A 21733-nucleotide genomic window follows, 5' to 3' on the forward strand; every position below is an offset into this window, starting at 1 on the left:
AGTATTCGGCAATATAAAGAAAACTACCTTTTTTTAGATTTTATTAACTTTTGTAATGTCTTAACATCGGTGATGTCCTGTCTACGGCCGGAGACTTGTTTATTTTTCACGAGATCGTTAAGGCCGATATAGTTGATGACAAGATCATCCTCGAGTTCTATCTTTTCCATATTTAAAATCGCCTCACTAAACTTAACTCCATCAATGAGGTTCAGCACATCAATCCGTAATGGTGGATATCCAATCTGGCTAATTAATCCTTCAGTTAAAAAATCCTCCTTTTGGAAGCCAAGAGATTGCAACCCAAAATCATTCACAACTTTGAGCATTCGAATTGCATTTTCTTCAGATACATTGATCCAAATATCGAGGTCACCTGTGTGGCGAGGCTTACCATGAAATGCCAGTGCATAGCCTCCCACAACCATGTACTCAACATCGTATTGGTTTAACAATTTAATAAAATCTTCAAAATCTTCGGCTAACGTCATGCGTACATTCTTTTCTTTACCAGCTTAGTTTTATCCATTCTTTGTCCCTTTGTTAAAGATTGAGAAATGATGTAAGTAACTGCAGCAGCACGCTCTTTTACCGGTCGGCCCAACCAATATTTCAGATCATGTTGTTCATCATTGGCATCTTTCATCATAACCCTTCTTAGTACAGGTACAATTTTTCTAATTCGGGGTTCAGGAACAGGCTTAGGCTTTAAAATAATATTTTTACGTTCTATTCGTATTTCCTGATTTTCATAAGCGACTTTAGCCTTACTCAAATAATTACTTATGGTGTTGTAATTAAACTGTGAATAGCTTAAACAAAAGTTCTTTAGATTAGAAAACACTTCAAAAGGATTCTCTGTGTTATTTTTCCAAAAAACTACGACTACTCTCTTTTCTTGAATAATTAGCCTTTCCATATATCAAATATAACAAACATCATAACAATATTAGTCATAAAAAGATAAAATTGTCCCGATTGCCTCCTTATAATTCTTAACCCACTCACTCAAAAAACCATTAAAAACCAACCGGCCCTCTCTAGGTTATGTAGAGAGGGATGCAAATGCCAGAAAAACTTACGGACAGTAAATAACAAAGCCCGGATCATAAGATCACGGGCTTTGTTATACCTTTGAAATAGGTCTAAAGACTATAACATACACCAAAGTGTCTAAGCAGTGGGACTTTCAATAAAAACTCCTGCAACTTATCAATAATGGTTTGTTCAAGTTCCTGTTCGTAAAAAGTAGTATTGGCTTTTAAGTTCAGGAGTTTCAGTACATAGGGATCACTTCTTCCCACTTTTTAAATGTCTATTATTTTTAATTTACTATAAAAATCATTGTATAATTCATTTAATAAGCGTTGAATATCAGCATGTTCAAGTACCTTATAGTCAGAACCATCACTTCGCTTTTCCCAAAAATAATTATTGTAAATAAAATCCTTTAAATCAGCGACAGAAGAATCCCCATAGATATTATCGAGGTCCTCTGCATTTATTTGAATAAAAAAATCCTGAATTAGATTTATAGAATTTAAAATATCTAATGAAGATTTCTTATCTTCTAATAAGTTTAAGTTAAAATCAGCTAATAACTTTACATTATTAACATTGTATACTTGTTTTAAATTTTCTTCACAGACCCATTTCTTAAAATTCTGTTTATCCATGAATGGATGCTCTAATTTTTCTAAAGATGTCTCTAATAGATCCAAAGTTTTAAACACTATTAGCTTGGCACCTTTCACTAAAAGCTTATCATTTTCACAATCTAGCATATCAGTACCCCAGATTGTATATAAATCAACCTCCTTAAACTGAAGTTCAATCACATATTTTCTGTATTTCTCTGATTTATCAAAATTCTCAGTCATATTATTAATTTTTAGGCCGCTTATCTCTAAACCACTTTTTCGCCATATTATTAGGAGTACTTTGTCCCCTCTTTTTATCTTGGATTGAATTACTTTTTTCGTCGGCTAATTGACCGTCCGATTTGTTCTTCCAATCAACATCTTTCACATTTGGAGGATAACCATATTGGTCAGGCCAAATGTTTCGATTTCCACCTTTTGAATATACTATTGATTTTCCATTTGCCATAGACGCTATCAATTGAGATAAATTCTGCGCCCCATCAAGTAATTCTGCCCCACCTTTATTAATCGTGGGATACCAGATATCAATCCCCTAGCACCTATATATAAAGGGAATTCCATTTTTACAGGTTTAATTTTAGCTGTAATGGCCACCTCTTCTAAATTAGTACCTAATTCAGCATTTTTCTTTAAATATTGTGCAGACATCTCAGGAGTTAACTGATTTCCATTTAATTCACTGGTTTTCCCATCTTTATCCGTCTGATAAAAATGATCAGGACCAGGTTTGATAACTACATTATCAAGCTTACCATCCGGTCCAAAATTATAATCATTACGGATACCAACTGGCACATCTACACTCATCCCATCCGGATCTGTATTATTAACAGGATTATTTAAAGTGTAGTTGTATGGAGAAGCGTCCCCATAGTCTTCTGACATCGGATCTACAACGTTCCACCTCCCAATAACCGGATCATAGAACCTTGCCCCGTAATCGTACTTCTCTATATGTTTTAGTTAATCCTGCCCTACTCTTGGTTCATCAAAAATCTTTATAATCGAACTATATTCCCAAGCTTTTTTTGAATTATTATAGACTAGTTTCAGTCGCCTTTTATCAATGAATGTAAAAAACTTATATGTTCCAAAATACTGGTCATCCTTCGTATTTGTTATTTCCAGTATAATTTCCATTACGCCATTTCCAATTTTATTAAAATTAACGGACAAGACCGTTACATTTTTCACCTTTCTTAGATGACTTTCAAATGCCGTATCGTTTAGATAATATAATATATTAAATGATCGATCTCGGTCCTCTCTTTTGACGGTATCGATAATGGATATATATTTAGGAATCACATAATTCAAGTTCTTACCATTAATAATTGACAAATCAGATGCACTGGAATATGCGTGTTTTAATATATCATACAATTTGACCGACTGTCCACTAGCATTTAAAGTTAATAAAACAGCAATTATTAAGATTTTAAATTTGTAATGCATTATCTTATGTTTAGATTGGGTAAATGTGTCATATAATTTTGAACTCTTATTGAAGATGTATTAGACTTGAATGTACCGTAATTCATAGTTCTAATATCACCTACTTGATTATAAAAGGTTATAGTTTTATTAAAGTTGGCCGGATTTAAAGGCATATACTTACCTGAATTACTCACTGCATTAGTTACATCGGCTGTTGTTATATTACCTGTGTTGTTTTGCACATCATACCCTAGTACTACATTTGGCTGCCCATAAACCGAACCAGCTCTATCTCCCGCAGAAGAACCACTTCCTCCAACAGAAATGTTACCTGTTGCAGGATCTGATTTAATAACTGCACCATGAGTATGCCCATCATAGCTTATAGTATTTCCAGAGGAAGCTAAAGCCGCTATTGCCCTACCCGTTTGAACACTGGTATTACCAGTACTTGAAACTGTTTGCATATTTTGCTGCCCTCTATTATTACCTACACCAAAACCCTGTTCATTCATACCATTAGATTCCATAGTAGCAAATGCATTATCCATTGTACTAATCTCATTGGAAGTTGGGTTATTAATCAAATCTTTATAATTACTTTCATTGATGCTGACTTTGCCATTTGTTATAGAGGAAGTAATCGCTTGTTCTGTTGATGTTGTCATAGCAACTTTAACTTTACCATTATCAACCCCATCTGTTCCAAGAAAATTACAACCTGATCCGTAATAATCTGTATACATTCCATCTACATCAATAAAACGTATTGGATTATTTAAGGCATAACTATATGGACTAAATTTTCTTGAAATCTCAGAAAGTGGGTCTACAGTATCGAAACGCCCAATTACCGGATCATAAAAACGAGCGCCGTAATCATACTCCCTTATGCAACCTTTTTTAGGTTTGCCGGATTTGCTGGCCGCACTTTTTTAGTGCTATAAAGAACTTTCCTTTCCCGTAAAGTTAGTGCTTTATTTGAGTTTACTGGTTGCACTTGCTTGGCTTTTTTTGTTGGAGATTCGACTTTGAAGGTGCGGAACTATGAAAGGCAGTGCTGATTCGTTAGTACATCTGTTACAGCAAAGATAGCCCCGAAAGTAAAGCAGTAAAGGACTTTCGCGGCATAAACGCACACAGCCTTCGCCCTCAAAAAGGCCATTTATTCCACGATCCCTTGACAGCTTCACTTTCTTAGGCTCTGGGTGGCTTAACAAATGAACTCCCTGAACCTCTGATGAAAGGATGGCAATTTGCTCCCACCAGAGATAAAAAGAGCTTTGGCAGAGCGGAGGATAAGAGCGGCTCTTTTTATCCTTGAGAGGTTGGGCGGGCGCACTGTCCCTGTTTCAGGGGGTGAATTAAGTTCTCCCGACCAGTCCTGCACTGCCACCATCAACGAACAACACCATGCTGCCGCAGGCTTTGCCGCTGACCGACTGGAAGGAGACGGCATATATTAACAAAGGCAAATGCTGCTTTTCGCAGGCGTTTGCCTGCACTGTAGGCAGTGGAAGCCGATAGCCTGGCTGACACCTTTTTTTTAGAAAGTACTTTGGCTATGGGCTGGAACGGGAGCGCTGGCCGAGGGTGGGACGAGCGGCTATTTAATATAATATCCATTATAATACCAGCACTGGAATTGAACCAAAGTCATGGATTACTCTGCTACGTTTATAATGTGTATTATGTTATTTAGCTTTGGGCCGGTTCTTCACCGGCAGCAGAGCGAGCGGAATGACTGCAAAAGACAGAGAGAAGCGAGCTCTTGCGAGCTGGCTGGATTTTGATGGACTGGGGGCGTGCGCTGGTTACTTTCCTTTTCGCTTAAAGCCTATTTCTGTTCTTGGCTGCTCTTCCTTTTCAATGAATTTACTTAGATAAGTGAACAGTACTTCTATCTTTTCATCCTGTTTTATCAGTTTCTTTTCCACTTGTTCAACAAGTAGAGAGACATCTTTATGTAACAGTATGACCTCCCTTAACTTCACAAATACCTCTATGATACGTATGCTCATCTGTATTGCCTTTTCACTCTTCAGTACATTCGACAACATCAATACACCATGTTCTGTGAACACATAAGGAAAAGCTCCTCCAAGCACCTGTTTTGATGGTATCGCATTTTGCGATACCATGTCTTCTACTTCAGCTTCGGTCAGCTGCATCATAAAGTTTTCAGGAAACCTTTCCTTATTACGCTTCACCTGCTCTCTTAAACGTATAGCCTTAACACCATAGATTTCAGCCAGATCCCTGTCCAGCATTACTTTATGTCCCCGGATCATATAGATCTTCTTCATCACCACTTCATCAGGTATACTTACAGTATTTAGTACGCTCATTGTACAAAGGTATTCAGGTATGTATTCAACTTGGTTATTTATGTTAGTGGATGGTGTTTATTCAAAGCCTCTTTCAAGTCTTCCAGGTTACTGGTTTGATAACGCTCGGTACTGCTGACATATTTATGTCCTGCCATATACTGAACTGTCCGTAAGTCCTTTTCTTTCAACCATTCGGTAATCACACTTTTACGGAGCTGCACTGCATTTTTATATTTCGGGTTCAGCCTGCGTAAAGCCTGGTTCAGGTGATATAAGCTGTTTTTGATATTTTCACAACCATCCATACTGATGAACAACTGACTGGTTTGTTCGGCTGCTTTCATCAATTTAGGCTTTCTCCCGGAACGTTCTGCTATTCTGTTAACCAAGATCTTAGAACGGGTCACATGGATATATTCATACAGTTCCATGATCTGGAAGGCTTCCAGTTTGAGCCTGCTGTTGGTATGCTCATTTGCTGGCACATAGACCTTTCCTTCTTTTAACCTGGTATGTTCTGCCTTTAGCTGATGCAGCTCCTGACTAGTCAAACCCTGGTAGACCAGTAAAGACAAGATGACTTTATTACGCTGACTACGATCATCCTTAACTGTATAACTTTCATACAAAGCTTCCAGCTCTTGTTTCTCCAACAGGTCATGGGGAACAGTCCGGATACTTCCTTTAAGACTGATACCGGCAGCAGGATTATAACCTATCTTATTCTCCTGTTGAAGATAAGCAAAGTAATACCGGACAGATAACAACATCCTATTGATCCTGTTCACACTCTTCCCCTGCTGCTTCCAGCAGTCGGCAAAGCCCAGGATACTTTACCAGCTTTATATATTGTTACTTTTCCATTAGCCTTTCCTTCTGAATTGTGGTTGATAAATGTGGCATCTTGCTTAAAAAGCTTTACACATTTCATTTGAATTTTTTCCCGATTAAAGTAAAAAATTATAGCAGCACTGATACCAATAAAGAATAACAAATTTTTATTCAATGATTTCATCTATTAATTTATTTTTTCATTAATCTTGTTTTACCCAGCCAAGTAAATCTGCTAAAGTTTTCATAACCAAACCGCTTTATTTGTCTTCTCTTTGCTTCTGATTCCGTTACTATATCTTTTCTAACCGGATCAATCACCAAACGCTCTTATATCTATACCACCATATTTACCGAGTGAAGCGGCATTAGGTGACGGAGGTAAAACTTCTATAGGTTTTGTATAATCTCCTGGATTTGATGTAGAGGTTTTGGCTGCTAACTGAACTTGAAACGAATAGCAATACTGCTATAAGCTTGAAACATTAATTCCACGCATAAAAATAAATAGACATTGTATTGATTGGGTATTATGATTTCGATTATCAGACCAATAAACATCATGGACTTTCGCCTACAATTTATCTTAAAAGAAGAACAAATCACATAACGCGATAAATATAGAAATTTATTTTCCAAACATTAACAACAAATAGACAGATAAATTAAAAATAATTAATCCAATTTTGATTGACCTGTAAAACAAAGTATCGACAATTTCTTTAATTTCATCTTAAAGTAATTATACGAGCCTCCACCCCATTTAATTATGGGGTTCCTGCCAAATCTCTTTAGCTTTGTGCCTTCATCTTAGCATTGAGGGATTTACTACACTTTAGAGGGATTATTTTAGGTTATGCAAGCAGGTACAATTACGGATACATTTTCATCAAATGTCCGTTTAACAATAACAAAGTTCGTTACATTTACTTTTCTCGGCTACTTCACTATAGGTTTGTCACTGGCAGTACTACCAGTTTTCATTCATCAGCAATTGGGCTACAGTACAATGATTGCAGGGATAGTGATCAGCCTGCAATACGTAACGACTTTCCTGTTCCGGGGATATGCCGGAAACATCGTTGACAAAAAAGGGCCAAAACCAGCAGTATTAATCGGTATGGGAGGATTTGCCATAAGCGGACTATTACTTTTTGCAGCCTATTATTTCAAAGACATCCCGGAACTATGCTTAGGAATTCTGGTCTTAACCCGTTTCGTAAACGGCTTTGGAGAAGGATTGATTGGAGCTAGCCCTGTAAACTGGGCAATAATTGCAGTCGGCGATCAGCACACCGGCAAAGCCATATCTTTTAATGGTATTGCAAGTTACGGAGCACTGGCTTTAGGAGCACCCATGGGTGTAATTTTACATAACGCCTATGGCATCGGTAGTATCGGTATCCTGATTATTGTAGTCGGAACAATTGGATTCTTTTACGCCAGAACTCAGCAAGCTATGAAAGGAGACCAGAAAGAACCCAGACAACCCTTTCTCAAAGTACTAAAAACAGTATCACCCTATGGAATCTGCCTTGCCTTAGGAGGCCTGGGATTCGGTACAATTTCTACCTTTATTACACTTTACTATGCTTCGCTAAACTGGGCAGGTGCAGTATTATGCCTATCTGTTTTCAGTCTGTTATTTATTGTTGGCCGTCTTATCTTTGGCCGTTCTATCGAAAAATACGGAGGAATGAAAACAGCCATAGCATGTCTCGCCCTGGAGTCAGTGGGTCTGTTCATTCTTTCCCTGGCTACTACCCCTCACCTCGCACTCGTTGGCGCAGGATTTACAGGACTTGGCTTTTCTCTCATCTTTCCAGCCTTAGGCGTAGAAGCCGTTAAATTAGTGCCAGCCTCTAACAAAGGCGCCGCATTGGGAGGTTACGGCTTATTTATAGATTTATCTCTTGGAATTACAGGACCATTAGTCGGCGCAGTGGCCAGTCATTTTGGAATGCTGTACATCTTTCCCTTTAGCATGACAGTTGTATTTATTGGTTTCGTACTCGCAGTACTCATTCATTATCAGCAAAAGAAAAGAACAATCAGCTAACTTCTGATCAGTACATTAAAGAAATTTAAGCTCCTTATAGCCAAGTACCATACTCACCTCCCTGCCCAACCCAGCAGTATTTCCTGAATAGGACCTTTATCCAATTTTTCGCCTGCTTTTCCTCCTTAAACTGGTGGATTCAAAACAGGCTATCCATCAATTTTCAGATTTAGCCAAGTACCATACTCACCTCCCTGCCCAACCCAGCAGTATTTCCTGAATAGGATCTTTATCCAATTTTTCGCCTGCTTTTCCTCCTTAAACTGGTGGATTCAAAACAGGCTATCCGTCAATTTTTTGTGTATAAAAAAAAACGGTTATGCTACATAGAGAGCCTAGCGTTCGAGCCCCCTTCAGGGCGAAATATGCAGCTCTCTATGTAGCATAACCGTTTTTTTATTCTTCCCGAAAAAAATTAAGACCGTATAGCCTCCACAGGATCCAGCCTCGAAGCCGAGAAAGCCGGCCAGAAACCAGATATCATGCCTATGACCACGGAAATACCAATCCCCATGATGACATTTTTCATATATAAAACCACCTCGACCTTTACCACATAAGTAAACACCAGCGTTAAACTATACACTAAAAACAACCCCAGCAACCCTCCTAAAACACAAAGAGCAACTGCTTCAAACATAAACTGTAATAAAATAAAGTAATTCTTCGCGCCCAGCGACTTCTGTATTCCAATAATATTTGTCCTTTCTTTTACCGAAACGAACATGATATTTGCAATACCAAATCCACCGACCAGGATAGAAAAACCACCAATCACCCAACCTGCTATCCTGACCATTTTGAACATCATATCCAGCTGATTGGAAATCATAGTCGTTTTATTCAGTGCAAAATCTTCCTCAGCTCCAGGTTTCGTTCTGTGAATAGATCTCATTGCTCCTTCAAGTTCACTTTCAACTTCTTCTAACGGAATACCAGCTTTCCCTCTTACTGTGATCTGAGGGCCATAATTTCCATTCTGAACATCAAATAATCCCCGCGCTAAATTCAAAGGAATCAGTACGTTTTTATCCTGAGACATCCCGATCATATCCTCTCCCTCTTTCTTAAATACCCCAACAATTGTCAGCCTGCGTCCCATTACTTTGATCTGTTTACCAACTGCTGGTTCGCCATTAAATAACCCAGTAGCTACATCAGCCCCAACAATAGTAACCGGAGCACCAGTTTTACCCTCACTCTCAGTAAAATATCTTCCTTCCTGGAAATCAAGCGTCCAGGTTTTATCATAATCCTGCGTTCCCGCATTCAGCGTCACTCCATTTACAGAACTGCTTCTGTATTTGATGGTTCTGTTACTTGCAGAAGCCTCAAAAGAAATTCCGTCAACATTCTCCATGCGTTCTTTTAAAGCTTCATAGTCCCTGATACTCGGATCAGGTCTGTTTATATATTTCCACCAGGGATAATCACCACCAAAACCCCAAGGCCATTTCTGGACAAAAAGCGTGTTTGAACCTAATTTATCGACACTTTCCTGCAATTTATTCCGCAGTGTATCTACTCCCGAAAAAACGGCAATAATTGTGAATATACCGATTGTGATCCCTAGCAAAGAGAGCATCGTCCGGAGTTTATTCTGACGGAGTGCATCGGCAGCAAACCTGAAACTTTCACCTATAAGTCTGAATATCATCATAATTACACTTTAGATTAAAAAAGGGATAAAAGGTTACAGGAAATTCAATTTATTATCAGAATATCTTTAGAAGATTTCTGTCAGGGTCACCATCTTCTGAAGCCACCAGCGTTAGAAAACATTAACAATTCCGATGAAAATTAAACATAAATTTATCAGAATAAATATTTATATACAAATGAGCATTAAATTTCTTAAATTTGCGGCCTTAATTATTTTATAAAAAACATGAAGTTATCTCAATTTAAGTTTAATCTACCTGAATCATTAGTTGCCAATAATCCTTCAGAACATAGGGACGAAGCCCGTTTAATGGTTTTGCATAAAGAAACCGGTAAAATTGAACATAAAATATTTAAAGATGTTTTAGACTATTTTGATGATCAGGATGTCATGATTTTGAATAACACCAAAGTTTTTCCTGCACGTTTATACGGTAATAAAGAGAAAACAGGTGCTACAATTGAAGTATTTTTACTACGTGAACTGAATAAAGAATTACGTTTATGGGATGTTTTAGTAGATCCGGCACGTAAAATCCGCGTAGGAAATAAACTTTATTTCGGTGATGACGACTTACTGGTAGCAGAAGTTGTTGACAATACAACATCACGCGGACGCACTATCCGTTTCTTATTCGACGGTACTGACGAAGAATTCAGAAAAAACATTGAGATCCTGGGAGAAACCCCACTTCCAAAATATATTAAACGTAAAGCTACTGCACAGGATAAAGAACGTTACCAGACTATCTTTGCTAAACATGAAGGTGCTGTTGCCGCTCCTACTGCTGGTATGCACTTTAGCCGGGAGTTAATGAAACGTCTGGAACTGAAAGGTATTAATTTTGCAGAAGTTACGCTTCACGTAGGATTAGGTACCTTCAGATCTGTTGAAGTAGAAGATTTAACTAAACACAAAATGGATTCTGAGCAATTCATTATTGAAGAATCACAAGCTAACATCGTTAACAAAGCATTGAACGAAAAAAGACGTATCTGCGCTGTAGGTACCACTTCTATGCGTGCAATTGAATCAGCTGTTTCTTCAGGAAGAATGCTTAAACCAGCAAATGACTGGACAAGTAAGTTCATTTTCCCTCCGTATGACTTCAGCATCGCGAATTCAATGATCACTAACTTCCACACCCCTGAATCTACATTATTGATGATGGTTAGTGCATTTGGAGGTTATGACTATGTTAGAAATGCTTATGAAGTTGCATTGAAAGAAAAATATCGTTTCTACAGTTATGGTGATGCTATGCTGATCATCTAATTGCGGTAAATAAACCATGATATTAAATAGGAGGATCTTTTGATTTCTCCTATTTTTTTTGACCTGGAAACTGTTAAAAATTTATAAATTTAGTTTCCGATTCTGATTACACGGAAACTAAAAGGCTTTAACAACAGACAAAACGGATTTTATTAAATTAGATAGATGAAATATTATGCTATAATTGTTGCAGGCGGTAAGGGTAACAGGATGAATTTAGCTGTCGCAAAACAATTTTTAGAACTGGATGGCAAACCTATTTTAATGCATACCCTGGAAGCCTTCCATCAATGTGTCCTAAATCCAGTAATTATTTTAGTCCTGAACATTCACCAGCACCAGTTTTGGGAAGAATTATGTGCCAGACATGACTTCAAAATTCCGCATCAGATTATTAAAGGAGGACAAGAGCGCTTTGATTCTGTGCGAAATGGATTAAAAGTAATCAAAGGAAAAGCTGTGGTAGCCATACATGATGCTGTTCGTCCTTTAATTTCAGCAGAAGTAATCCTGCAATCTTACCAGATGGCAGAAGAAAAAGGGAATGCAATCACTGCGATACAGCCTGTTGATTCTGTTAGAATAAAGCGTGAGGGACAAGATTCTGAAGCTTTAAACAGAGACGAACTCTACCTGATTCAAACTCCGCAAACCTTCCAGCTAGAGCAACTTAAAAAGGCTTATCTTCAACCTTACCGCAATGAATTCACAGATGATGCTTCAGTAGTGGAAAGAGCAGGGTTCAGTATCCATCTGCTTCAGGGAGAACGAGATAATATTAAAATAACTTATACACAGGATCTGGAACTGGCTTCCTTTCTGTTAAATAAGAAAGGCTCCTGATTTCTCAGGAGCCTCTATGCAAATTTTTCGCTATGTTGATCTTTTAAGCAGCTCTGTTGATTATTTTCAGGATAATTGCAATTACTGCAATCACCAATAATACGTGAATCAGACCTCCTACATCGCCAAAGCCATGGAAGAAAAAGCCGATTACCCATAAAATGATCAACACCACTGCAACTAAATAAAGTAAATTTCCCATAATTGTAATTTTTTTGGTTCGTTAATTAAATGATTAAAAAAGTTGAGACAACTCCTGACATTTCATAAACAATCATCGTTCCAAAAAAAAAGAAAGCCCCGTTAAAGGAGCTTTCAATTATGCGTATTTAAGAATAACTTTAAATTTTAATAAATCTAATATTCGTCTTCATTAAAGAAGAAATCATCCTTAGTCGGATAATCCGGCCAGATTTCTTCAATAGTTTCATACGGCTCACCGTCATCTTCTAATGCTTGCAGGTTTTCAATAACCTCTACAGGTGCACCTGATCTGATACCGTAATCAATAAGTTCGTCTTTTGTTGCAGGCCATGGAGCGTCTTCCAAATGCGATGCTAATTCTAATGTCCAATACATATTCTATACTATTTTATTGTGCTTATTTATTTTGCAAAAGTATATTAAAAATACTGATGAAAACAAATTTTTTTTCCACCATTTTATAACCTTGGTAACCAGATACTTTCGTCCGTTTTACTATCAAAAGCAAGCTTCCTTGCCAGTACAAACAGATAATCGCTTAATCTGTTCAGATAGATCGTGACCTTATCGTCAACAAAGCTATCTATGGCCAGATGTACAGTTAACCTTTCTGCTCTTCTGCAGATACAACGCGCAATATGACAATAAGAAACCACAGTATTCCCACCTGGCAGCACAAAATGTTTGAGTTCCGGCAAAACTTCATTCATCTTGTCCATTTCTGCTTCCAGCAGCGTAATATCCGTTAAATTCAAATCAGGGATTTTCATTCTTGACTTTTCAGGATCTGCGGCAAGGGAGGAGCCAATGGTGAATAAACGATCCTGTATTTCCTTTAGTATCTGTTTTGCATGGATATCGATCTCCTGACATTGAATCAAACCAATGTAGGAATTAAGCTCATCTACGGTACCATAACATTCAATACGCAAATGGAATTTTGGGACACGTGTCCCTCCGATTAAAGAGGTTTCCCCCTTATCGCCGGTCTTGGTATATATCTTCATTAATTATGTCCCATTTTTTCAAAATCTTCACCTGCCTCCATTAATTTAGAAAGCCGTGGAGAAACAGTTTTAATATCTGTATTCAAATAATCATTTTCAATCAGTCCATCACGCATTCTGACGATCCGGTGTGCATGTAAAGCAATATCCTCTTCGTGCGTAACCAGAATGATCGTATTTCCTTTACTATGAATTTCTTCCAGCAAACCCATAATCTCCACCGAAGTCTTGGTATCCAGGTTACCTGTGGGCTCATCGGCCAGAATAATAGAAGGATTGTTAATTAATGCTCTGGCAACAGCCACACGCTGCCGCTGACCACCTGAAAGTTCATTAGGCTTGTGCGTAACCCGGTTTCCTAAACCAACGTTCTCCAGCGCAACCGTAGCCCTTCTGTCCCGTTCTTTTTTTGTGATACCGGCATAGATCAGCGGTAAAGCAACATTATCGAGAGAAGTAGATCTTGGCAGCAGGTTAAAAGTCTGGAATACAAATCCGATTTCCTGGTTCCTTACTTCAGCAAGTGCATCGTCTGTCATTTGACTTACATTGATTCCGTTCAGAATGTAATCCCCTTTACTTGGGGTATCCAGACAACCCAGGATATTCATCAAAGTTGACTTTCCGGAACCTGAAGGCCCCATCAGGGCTACAAATTCACCTTTATTAATATTTAGTGAAACTGATTTCAAGGCATGGATAACCTCAGTCCCTATCACGTATTTACGGCCTATTTCCTTGATATCTATTAATGGTTTTTCCATTTGTACCTATGTTTTGACGATGACAAGCTTGATTAGCTTTGGAGGTTAGACAACACTGGCCTGTTCTTGTTACAAAAAACGAAATTACTTATCTAGTATTTTCGGGACAAGAAAAAAGTCTTCATTGTGCAGGGCAGAATTTTTCAATCCTTCACTTACAGTAATATCCTGATGAACAACATCTTCTCTCCACACATTCACTTCAGGGTTCATATACACAAGCGGTTCCACATCTTTTGTATCCAGCTCATTTAACTTCTCCATAAAAGTCAGGATTTTGTTCATATCAGCTTGCAAAGTCTCCACTTCCTGTTCCGCAATCTCTATTCTCGCAAGATCTGCTACCTTATAAATCGTTTCTTTAGCTATGTCCATCTTTTTTAAAGCGTATTTTTGAATCCTGCCCACGACGGCAGGAATTCAAAAATACGCTTTTACAGGCAATATTCCACTTTAAAATATAGTGCGGCCAATCCAGGTAATATGCTCAGGTTTTCTAACATTATATAGGTCATACACAGTCTGTTCATACATAAAAATCAATTATTAAACCTTCGGATGAGGGTTTTTTCTTAATTTTGACCTTCAGAAGCCTGTACTGGCAGGAATCAGACCAGCCAGTTCAACTTAATCAATAAAGGTTTCAGCAAAAAAATCCAGCAAAATGAAAGAAACAGTAGTAAGCGGTATACGTCCAACAGGAAAATTACACCTGGGCAATTATTTTGGCGCAGTAGCCAATTTTATAAAGATGCAGCACGAGTATAATTGTTATTTTTTCATCGCTGATTTACACTCCCTGACTACACACCCTACCCCCGGAGACTTACACGGTTACGTTAGAAATGTACTGGTAGAATACCTGGCCTGCGGCATCGATCCGGAAACGGCAACGATCTATATCCAGTCTGATGTTCCGGAAGTAACCGAGCTTTATCTGTACCTGAATATGAATGCCTATATGGGCGAGCTGGAAAGAAGTACTTCTTTTAAAGATAAAGTCCGCGCTCAGCCGGATAATGTGAATGCCGGGTTATTAACTTATCCAGCTTTAATGGCAGCAGATATTCTGATCCATAAGGGGGTTAAAGTTCCTGTAGGTAAAGATCAGGAGCAACACCTGGAAATGACCCGTACTTTTGGTAACCGTTTCAACCGTTTATATAATTCAGATTATTTCCCTGAAGCTTTTGCTTTCAACTATTCAGCGAACCTGGTTAAGGTACCAGGTCTGGATGGAAAAGGAAAAATGGGAAAATCAGAAGGCGATGCGAACTGCATTTACCTCGCTGATTCTCCGGAGATCATCCGCAAAAAAGTATTAAAAGCAGTATCTGATGGCGGCCCTACTGAAGAGAACCAGCCAAAACCAGAAGCGATTCAAAACTTGTTTGACCTGATGAAAATTGTTTCTGCGCCAGATACCATTGCACACTTTGATGAACTTTACAACAAATGCCAGATCCGCTATGGCGATTTCAAAAAACAACTGGCTGAAGATATGATTGTTTTTAACAGTCCGATCCGTGAGCGTATTGAAGAAATCTCTAAAGACAGTGATTATTTGCGTAAAATAGCCAATCTTGGTGCAGAGAAAGCAAGAGAAAGTGCAAGAAGAACAATAAAAGATGTCAGAGAACTGATCGGTTTCAAACCATTTTAATACATTAGATTAATTTAAGCTCATCAGAGAAATCATATGCATATAGCAATAGTTGGCAATATAGGCGCCGGTAAAACTACTTTAACAAGCCTGTTGGCTAAAAATTATGGTTGGGAAGCTTTGTATGAAGAAGTAGACAACAACCCGTATCTGGAAGATTTCTACAGCGATATGAAACGCTGGAGTTTCAATTTACAAATCTATTTCCTGAACAATCGTTTTCAGCAGATCGTAGATATCCAGAACAATAAACGGGATGTTATACAAGACAGAACCATTTATGAGGATGCACATATCTTTGCAGAAAACCTTCATGAAATGGGTTTAATGACAACAAGAGATCACCAGAATTACAGAGATATTTTTGAGAACATCACTTCTTTCATTAAACCACCGGATTTACTGGTTTATCTGCGTGCTTCGGTTCCTACTCTGGTGAACAATATTCAACGCAGAGGACGCGATTATGAAGCAAGTATCCGTCTGGATTATTTGTCAAAACTAAATGAGAAATATGAAGCGTGGATTAAGAATTACTCTTTGGGTAAACTACTGATCCTGGACAAGGATAAACTGGATTTCACAAACAATCCGGAAGACCTGGGTACGGTGATACAAGCTATCGAAGCAGAAATACACGGACTTTTTTAAAATGGCTAAATTAGGAATTATTCCTGCCCGGTATGCATCAACGCGGTTTCCGGGCAAACCGCTGATTGACATCAACGGTAAAAGTATGATTCAGCGTGTTTATGAACAGGCTTGCAGCGCTGCAAGCCTTGATCAGGTAGTGATTGCTACAGATGACGAAAGGATTATTGCTGAAATAAACCGATTTGGCGGCGAATATGCAAAGACCAGATCTGATCATCAGAGTGGTACCGATCGTTGTGCTGAAGTTGCCGCAAAATTTCCGGGTTTTGAGGTGATCATCAATATTCAGGGAGATGAACCTTATATTGATCCTGTTCAGATTGATTTATTAAGCTCCTGCTTTGAAGATCCGCAGGTAAAACTGGCTACATTAGTCAAAAAAATAGATACTGAAGAAGAGTTATTCAATCAGAATATTCCTAAAGTTGTATTAAATGCAAATCAGGAGGCCATTTATTTTAGCAGGCAGACCATTCCTTTCCAAAGAAATACAGCTCAGCAGGATTGGCTCAGGACCTTTCAGTTTTATAAACATATCGGAATTTACGGTTACACGACTGAAACACTCTTAAAAATCACTGAACTGAAGCCTTCTTCGCTAGAACTTGCAGAAAGCCTGGAGCAACTCAGATGGATTGAAAATGGATACATAATAAAAACAAAGGTAACTGATTTAGAGACATTTGCCGTAGATACGCCCGAAGATTTGGAGAAGATCATTAGGATCAAGGGCAATTAATTCCCTATCTTAGGGAGAAAATACCTCTCCATGAAAAGCGTTTATATTTCCCTTCTAATTTCAGGCTTGTTTTTAACAGCTTGTAACTCTTCTGAATCAGCTCACTTAAAAGGCAGTGCATCTTCTACAAAGACTGCCTTGCGTTCCTTTAGTGATACCACAAAACTGGATACTTTTAAAATTGTCCTGAACGGAGATCAGCCGAAAAATATGGAGCTTGTTTTTACCATCACTACAAAGGACGGTCAGCAGATTTACGCTAAAACTCTGAAGGCCACAGCGCTGCTGGACAACTATAAAGAAAGCCTGGATTTAGGGAAAAAGAAAGAGCAGCTGCAATTTATGAACGAGGAACTTTCTCTTTTTTTTGATGAGGAGAATTTTATTGAGCCTGCGGTCACTGAATCAGAAAAACCAGACAATAATACACCTGATAAAAACTTTTTTGAAGAATTAAAAAAAACTGGTGTAAACGGTTTTAAATACCGCCTGGGCAAAGAAAGTAAGGTTTATATTGCCTGGTCTGAACAGGAAAAAAAGGTCAAAAACTACTATGAATGCTGTAAATAACCAGACAATGTTAGTGTATGGCAACTATCCGGAATAATTAATCGCTCCCACCCCGGTTTTTAACTCAAAATTGTCGATTGACGCTATATTCACATCTTAAAACGATAAAACGAAATAATACAAATAATTAATCTACCTGTAAATCAGGTAATTATAATTATATTTCATTATATTCGCCAATGTATATACTAATTTCTAAAAATTAATATTAGATTTACCTTAGTGTTACGGCCTGGTGCTTTGACATTATTTAACTACGCATATTCTAACCAAATATAAAATAGAAAAAGGCCGGATATTTTATCTGGTCTTTTTTTTGAAGCCCGGCCGCCATCTAATCAAAGTTATTCGATTAGATTCACAATTAGTTTCCCAATTCCACAATATTTCCGTAGCTTTGTATCCCGTACAAAAACAATAAAAACGCCTTTAAAAGCGGCTTTTATTTCACAAACTCACAAACATGACTAAGTATATTTTTGTTACGGGCGGTGTTACTTCCTCTTTAGGTAAGGGCATCATCTCCGCTTCATTGGCCAAACTTTTACAAGCAAGAGGTTACCGTGTAACCATTCAGAAATTCGATCCGTATATCAACATTGATCCGGGAACGTTGAATCCCTATGAGCATGGTGAATGCTACGTAACTGAAGACGGTGCCGAAACTGATTTAGATTTAGGTCATTATGAGCGTTTCTTAAATGTGCCTACTTCACAAGCTAACAATATCACTACAGGTCGTATTTATCAGAATGTAATCAACAAGGAACGTCAGGGTGAGTATCTGGGGAAAACTGTTCAGGTTGTTCCGCATATCACTGATGAGATTAAACGCAATATGCGTATCCTTGGTGAAACAGGTGAGTATGACATCGTGATTACTGAACTTGGTGGAACTGTCGGAGATATCGAATCTCTTCCTTTCATCGAGGCCGTAAGACAATTTAAATGGGAAGCTGGTGCGAACAACGCAATTGTGATCCACTTAACATTGATCCCTTACCTTGCTGCAGCTGGTGAGCTTAAAACAAAACCAACACAACACTCGGTTAAAGCCTTACTGGAATATGGTATTCAGCCAGATATCCTGGTTTGCCGTACAGAACAGCATATCAATATGGATATCCGTAAAAAGATCGCCTTGTTCTGTAATGTAAACGTGAATGCAGTTATTGAATCTATCGATGCTTCTTCTATTTATTCTGTTCCATTGTTAATGATGAAGGAACAACTGGATAAAACAGTATTGAGTAAACTTAAACTGGCGCAGAAAAATGAGCCTGATATGGAAAGCTGGAAAGACTTTTTAGGAAGACTAAAAAATCCAACTGCTGAAGTTAGAATTGGTCTGGTAGGTAAATATGTTGAATTACCAGATGCTTATAAATCAATTATTGAAGCTTTCATTCATGCAGGTGCTAAAAATGAATGTAAAGTCAGAGTAGAATATATCCCTTCTGAAGAGGTTAATTCAGAAAATACAAAAGAGAAATTAGGTCATTTAGATGGTGTTTTAGTTGCACCGGGATTTGGTAGCCGTGGTATTGAAGGAAAAATTGATGCCATTCGTTACGTTCGTGAAAACAACGTTCCTTTCTTTGGTATATGTTTAGGTATGCAGTGTGCGGTTATTGAGTTTGGCCGTAATGTACTGGGTTTAAAAACAGCAAATACAACTGAAATTGATGAATTAACTGTTGATCCTGTAATCAATATGATGGAAGATCAGAAAACAGTAACGACTAAAGGTGGTACAATGCGCCTTGGTTCTTATCCTTGTGATGTTAAAAAAGGAACTAAAGCATTCGGTGCTTATGGTAAACAACACATCAATGAGCGTCACAGACATCGTTATGAGTTTAACAGTGCTTATTTAAGTCAATATGAAGAAGCTGGTATGATCGCGTCCGGAACGAATCCAGACAGTCATTTAGTGGAAATTGTAGAGCTTAAAAACCATCCTTTTTTCGTTGGTGGACAATTTCATCCCGAATTAAAATCAACAGTTGCTAATCCTCACCCACTTTTTGTTAAATTTGTCGCCGCTGCGATGGAGTATGCGAAGAAAAAAACAAACTAATACGCGTTTAAATAACAATAATGGATAAAAATACATTCACAGGATTGTTCCTGATCATGATCGTTTTGGCGGGTTCCTTCTATTTCTTCAAGCCAAGTGAGGCTGAAATGAAGAAAGAACGGGAGCGGATCTCTCTTGATTCCGCTAGTAAAGCTGGTGTTAAACATGCACCTGCTGCTCTTGCTGAAAATGCACCAGCTCCGCAATTAGACTCAGCAGCGCTGAAAGGTCCTTTCGGGACTAATATTTCTGGTACAGCTACTACAAGTGTATTGGAAAATGAAGCTTTAAAATTAACTTTCACTAATAAAGGTGGTAAAATTAAAGCTGTAGAAGTAAAAGGTGAAAAAACTTACCTTGATAAACCGGTTGTATTGTTTGATGGTGACGAAAACATTTTCGGCTTAACCTTAAACGTTGGCGGTAAATTGGTAAAGACCAATGATCTTTATTTTACAGCAACAAAAACAGCTAATGCAATGGTGATGCGCGCTAATTACAGCGCAGATAAATACATTGAGTTTGTTTATGATTTACAGCCTAAATCTCATAACGTTGGTTTTAACATCAACTTAAAAGGGATGAACCAGGTTATTCAGAGAGATAGTATCTCACTGGACTGGGAAACGGTATTACTTCAACAGGAAAAATCGTTGAAAAACGAGCAGCAATATTCTGCACCTTATTACAAGTATGCAGATAAAAATCCTGATCACCTGAGCATTGCTAAAGATGAAACAGAGAATTTGTCTAAAGCTAAAATTGAGTGGATTGCTTTCAAGCAGCACTTTTTCTCAGCGGTACTGATTCCTGCTGATCCTTTCAACAAGGTTAACCTTGCGGTAAGAATACTGACTGAACCAGGTCATGTAAAGGGATATGCTGCAAAAGTAAATCTTCCTTTCAACCAGCTTGATGCACAGAATTACAAGATGAAGTTCTATTTCGGAACCAATCAGTTCAAAGTACTGAAAGCTCAGGGACAAGAAATTGAGAAACTGGTAGAAATGGGTTACTGGCCATTGAAATACATCAACAGATTTGTTGTATTGCCAGTATTTAACTTCCTGGAGAGCTTTGGCTGGAACTATGGTCTGATTATCTTAGTCTTAACTATTGCCTTAAAAGTTGTATTGTCACCATTGACTTACAAGTCTTATATCTCTATGGCTAAAATGAGAATCTTAAAACCAGAAATGGATGAGATTAAAGCCAAAGTAGGTGAAGACAATGCTACTTTATTACAACAGGAATATCTTAAGCTGTATAAACAGGTGGGTGTAAATCCACTGGGCGGTTGTTTACCGATGCTGCTTCAGTTACCTATCGTAATGGCTTTCTTCTTCTTCTTTCCGAATTTATTCGAATTAAGAGGCCAGAGTTTCTTATGGATGCATGACCTTTCAACTTATGATGACTTCATTAAATTTGGATTTACAATTCCATTTATTGGTGACCACTTAAGTTTAATGTGTGTATTGATGACCATCTCTACCTTGATTTATACTTATTTCAATAACCAGGTATCGGGTGCTACCGGACAAATGAAATACATCGGTTATATTATGCCGGTTGTATTCCTGGGTGTACTGAACAGCTACCCTGCTGGTTTGAACTACTATTACTTCCTGGCGAATATGCTAACTTTTGGTCAGCAGTTCCTGATCAAGTCAATGGTTAACGATGAGAAAATTCACAATATTCTGAAGGAAAACAAAAAGAAACCTGAAGAGCAAAAGAAAAAATCTAAGTTCCAGACTCGTTTAGACGATTACATGCGTCAGCAACAACAAGTTAAAACACAGGAAAAAAAGAATAAATAGTATTCAAAAGATCTCAGTAAATGGCCGCTTTTCTCTAAGAAAGGCGGCCATTTCTGTTTTAATGCCATTTAGCAATAGCTCACTGTTTAGGAATTATGTAAAATTTGATATACAATTGGCATATATT

The 21733-nt window shown here is 37.9% G+C and carries 25 protein-coding genes and 1 pseudogene; 9 read left to right on the forward strand and 17 right to left on the reverse strand.

The window, feature by feature from the left end:
- Positions 1-23 precede the first annotated feature (23 nt).
- The 11 genes and pseudogenes from AB3G38_RS09305 to AB3G38_RS09355 form a co-directional block, all read right to left on the reverse strand.
- Entirely contained in the window at positions 24-491 is a 468-nt protein-coding gene (locus tag AB3G38_RS09305) for a nucleotidyltransferase (RefSeq protein ID WP_367868217.1), read from the reverse strand.
- Entirely contained in the window at positions 488-919 is a 432-nt protein-coding gene (locus AB3G38_RS09310) for a hypothetical protein (RefSeq protein WP_367868218.1), read from the reverse strand. Before AB3G38_RS09310 ends, AB3G38_RS09305 begins: the two co-directional genes overlap by 4 nt.
- A gap of 226 nt (positions 920-1145) precedes the next feature.
- Positions 1146-1304, reverse strand: a complete 159-nt coding sequence (locus tag AB3G38_RS09315; RefSeq protein WP_367868219.1) for a hypothetical protein — start codon at positions 1302-1304, stop codon at positions 1146-1148.
- Positions 1305-1307: 3 nt separating this feature from the next.
- Entirely contained in the window at positions 1308-1880 is a 573-nt protein-coding gene (locus tag AB3G38_RS09320; protein ID WP_367868220.1) for a hypothetical protein, read from the reverse strand.
- Positions 1881-1884: 4 nt separating this feature from the next.
- Entirely contained in the window at positions 1885-2109 is a 225-nt protein-coding gene (locus tag AB3G38_RS09325) for a hypothetical protein (protein WP_367868221.1), read from the reverse strand.
- A gap of 8 nt (positions 2110-2117) precedes the next feature.
- Positions 2118-2618 carry an RHS repeat-associated core domain-containing protein gene (locus tag AB3G38_RS09330; RefSeq protein WP_367868758.1) on the reverse strand — a complete coding sequence of 167 codons (501 nt, stop codon included), beginning with the start codon at positions 2616-2618 and terminating at the stop codon, positions 2118-2120.
- Positions 2619-2627: 9 nt separating this feature from the next.
- The gene (locus AB3G38_RS09335) at positions 2628-3119 is read right to left on the reverse strand and encodes a hypothetical protein (RefSeq protein WP_367868222.1); all 492 of its coding nucleotides are present in this window, start codon (positions 3117-3119) and stop codon (positions 2628-2630) included.
- Positions 3119-3847, reverse strand: a complete 729-nt coding sequence (locus AB3G38_RS09340) for a hypothetical protein (RefSeq protein WP_367868223.1) — start codon at positions 3845-3847, stop codon at positions 3119-3121. The genes AB3G38_RS09335 and AB3G38_RS09340 overlap by 1 nt, the downstream gene beginning before the upstream one ends.
- A gap of 57 nt (positions 3848-3904) precedes the next feature.
- Positions 3905-3994: pseudogene (locus AB3G38_RS09345) on the reverse strand (hypothetical protein); the annotation flags it as partial.
- 921 nt (positions 3995-4915) lie between these two features.
- Positions 4916-5449, reverse strand: a complete 534-nt coding sequence (locus tag AB3G38_RS09350) for an ORF6N domain-containing protein (protein WP_367868224.1) — start codon at positions 5447-5449, stop codon at positions 4916-4918.
- Between the two features lie 38 nt (positions 5450-5487).
- Positions 5488-6219 carry a tyrosine-type recombinase/integrase gene (locus AB3G38_RS09355; protein WP_367868225.1) on the reverse strand — a complete coding sequence of 244 codons (732 nt, stop codon included), beginning with the start codon at positions 6217-6219 and terminating at the stop codon, positions 5488-5490.
- An 899-nt stretch (positions 6220-7118) separates the two neighbouring features.
- Between AB3G38_RS09355 and AB3G38_RS09360 the strand changes: the two genes are divergently transcribed.
- Positions 7119-8321 carry an MFS transporter gene (locus AB3G38_RS09360; protein ID WP_367868226.1) on the forward strand — a complete coding sequence of 401 codons (1203 nt, stop codon included), beginning with the start codon at positions 7119-7121 and terminating at the stop codon, positions 8319-8321.
- 415 nt (positions 8322-8736) lie between these two features.
- Here AB3G38_RS09360 and AB3G38_RS09365 read toward each other — a convergent pair whose 3' ends face one another.
- Positions 8737-9981, reverse strand: a complete 1245-nt coding sequence (locus AB3G38_RS09365; protein ID WP_367868227.1) for an ABC transporter permease — start codon at positions 9979-9981, stop codon at positions 8737-8739.
- A gap of 228 nt (positions 9982-10209) precedes the next feature.
- Between AB3G38_RS09365 and queA the strand changes: the two genes are divergently transcribed.
- Together queA and AB3G38_RS09375 are read left to right on the forward strand one after the other, a co-directional pair.
- Positions 10210-11259, forward strand: coding sequence for a tRNA preQ1(34) S-adenosylmethionine ribosyltransferase-isomerase QueA (queA, locus tag AB3G38_RS09370; RefSeq protein ID WP_367868228.1), 1050 nt, complete (start codon positions 10210-10212; stop codon positions 11257-11259).
- 165 nt (positions 11260-11424) lie between these two features.
- The gene (locus AB3G38_RS09375; RefSeq protein WP_367868229.1) at positions 11425-12102 is read left to right on the forward strand and encodes a 2-C-methyl-D-erythritol 4-phosphate cytidylyltransferase; all 678 of its coding nucleotides are present in this window, start codon (positions 11425-11427) and stop codon (positions 12100-12102) included.
- 43 nt (positions 12103-12145) lie between these two features.
- On the opposite strand, the gene AB3G38_RS09380 is transcribed toward AB3G38_RS09375, so the two are convergent.
- The 5 genes from AB3G38_RS09380 to gatC all read right to left on the reverse strand — a co-directional run bounded on the left by AB3G38_RS09380 (position 12146) and on the right by gatC (position 14452).
- Positions 12146-12304 (reverse strand): lmo0937 family membrane protein, encoded by a 159-nt coding sequence (locus tag AB3G38_RS09380; protein ID WP_111632538.1) that lies wholly within the window; start codon positions 12302-12304, stop codon positions 12146-12148.
- A gap of 155 nt (positions 12305-12459) precedes the next feature.
- Positions 12460-12681: a DUF2795 domain-containing protein gene (locus AB3G38_RS09385; RefSeq protein WP_008240955.1), complete on the reverse strand. Its 222-nt coding sequence runs from the start codon at positions 12679-12681 to the stop codon at positions 12460-12462.
- Positions 12682-12764: 83 nt separating this feature from the next.
- The gene (locus tag AB3G38_RS09390) at positions 12765-13313 is read right to left on the reverse strand and encodes a cob(I)yrinic acid a,c-diamide adenosyltransferase (protein ID WP_367868230.1); all 549 of its coding nucleotides are present in this window, start codon (positions 13311-13313) and stop codon (positions 12765-12767) included.
- The gene (locus AB3G38_RS09395) at positions 13313-14077 is read right to left on the reverse strand and encodes an ABC transporter ATP-binding protein (protein WP_068396348.1); all 765 of its coding nucleotides are present in this window, start codon (positions 14075-14077) and stop codon (positions 13313-13315) included. The genes AB3G38_RS09390 and AB3G38_RS09395 overlap by 1 nt, the downstream gene beginning before the upstream one ends.
- A gap of 84 nt (positions 14078-14161) precedes the next feature.
- Positions 14162-14452 (reverse strand): Asp-tRNA(Asn)/Glu-tRNA(Gln) amidotransferase subunit GatC, encoded by a 291-nt coding sequence (gatC, locus tag AB3G38_RS09400; protein ID WP_367868231.1) that lies wholly within the window; start codon positions 14450-14452, stop codon positions 14162-14164.
- Positions 14453-14741: 289 nt separating this feature from the next.
- On the opposite strand from gatC, the gene trpS reads away from it, so the two are divergent.
- From trpS to yidC, 6 genes are all read left to right on the forward strand, one after another.
- Complete coding sequence (gene trpS, locus AB3G38_RS09405; protein ID WP_367868232.1) at positions 14742-15740, forward strand: tryptophan--tRNA ligase; 999 nt, start codon at positions 14742-14744, stop codon at positions 15738-15740.
- A gap of 36 nt (positions 15741-15776) precedes the next feature.
- Positions 15777-16391, forward strand: coding sequence for a deoxynucleoside kinase (locus AB3G38_RS09410; protein WP_367868233.1), 615 nt, complete (start codon positions 15777-15779; stop codon positions 16389-16391).
- A 1-nt stretch (position 16392) separates the two neighbouring features.
- A complete protein-coding gene (kdsB, locus tag AB3G38_RS09415; protein WP_367868234.1) occupies positions 16393-17133 on the forward strand; it encodes a 3-deoxy-manno-octulosonate cytidylyltransferase in 741 nt (246 codons plus the stop codon).
- Positions 17134-17163: 30 nt separating this feature from the next.
- Positions 17164-17703: a hypothetical protein gene (locus AB3G38_RS09420; protein ID WP_367868235.1), complete on the forward strand. Its 540-nt coding sequence runs from the start codon at positions 17164-17166 to the stop codon at positions 17701-17703.
- Between the two features lie 463 nt (positions 17704-18166).
- Complete coding sequence (locus AB3G38_RS09425; RefSeq protein ID WP_367868236.1) at positions 18167-19783, forward strand: CTP synthase; 1617 nt, start codon at positions 18167-18169, stop codon at positions 19781-19783.
- Between the two features lie 20 nt (positions 19784-19803).
- Positions 19804-21606, forward strand: a complete 1803-nt coding sequence (gene yidC, locus AB3G38_RS09430; RefSeq protein ID WP_367868237.1) for a membrane protein insertase YidC — start codon at positions 19804-19806, stop codon at positions 21604-21606.
- The last annotated feature ends 127 nt before the right edge of the window (positions 21607-21733 follow it).

Origin of the sequence: Pedobacter sp. WC2423, from assembly GCF_040822065.1 — a bacterium.
Classification (GTDB): domain Bacteria; phylum Bacteroidota; class Bacteroidia; order Sphingobacteriales; family Sphingobacteriaceae; genus Pedobacter.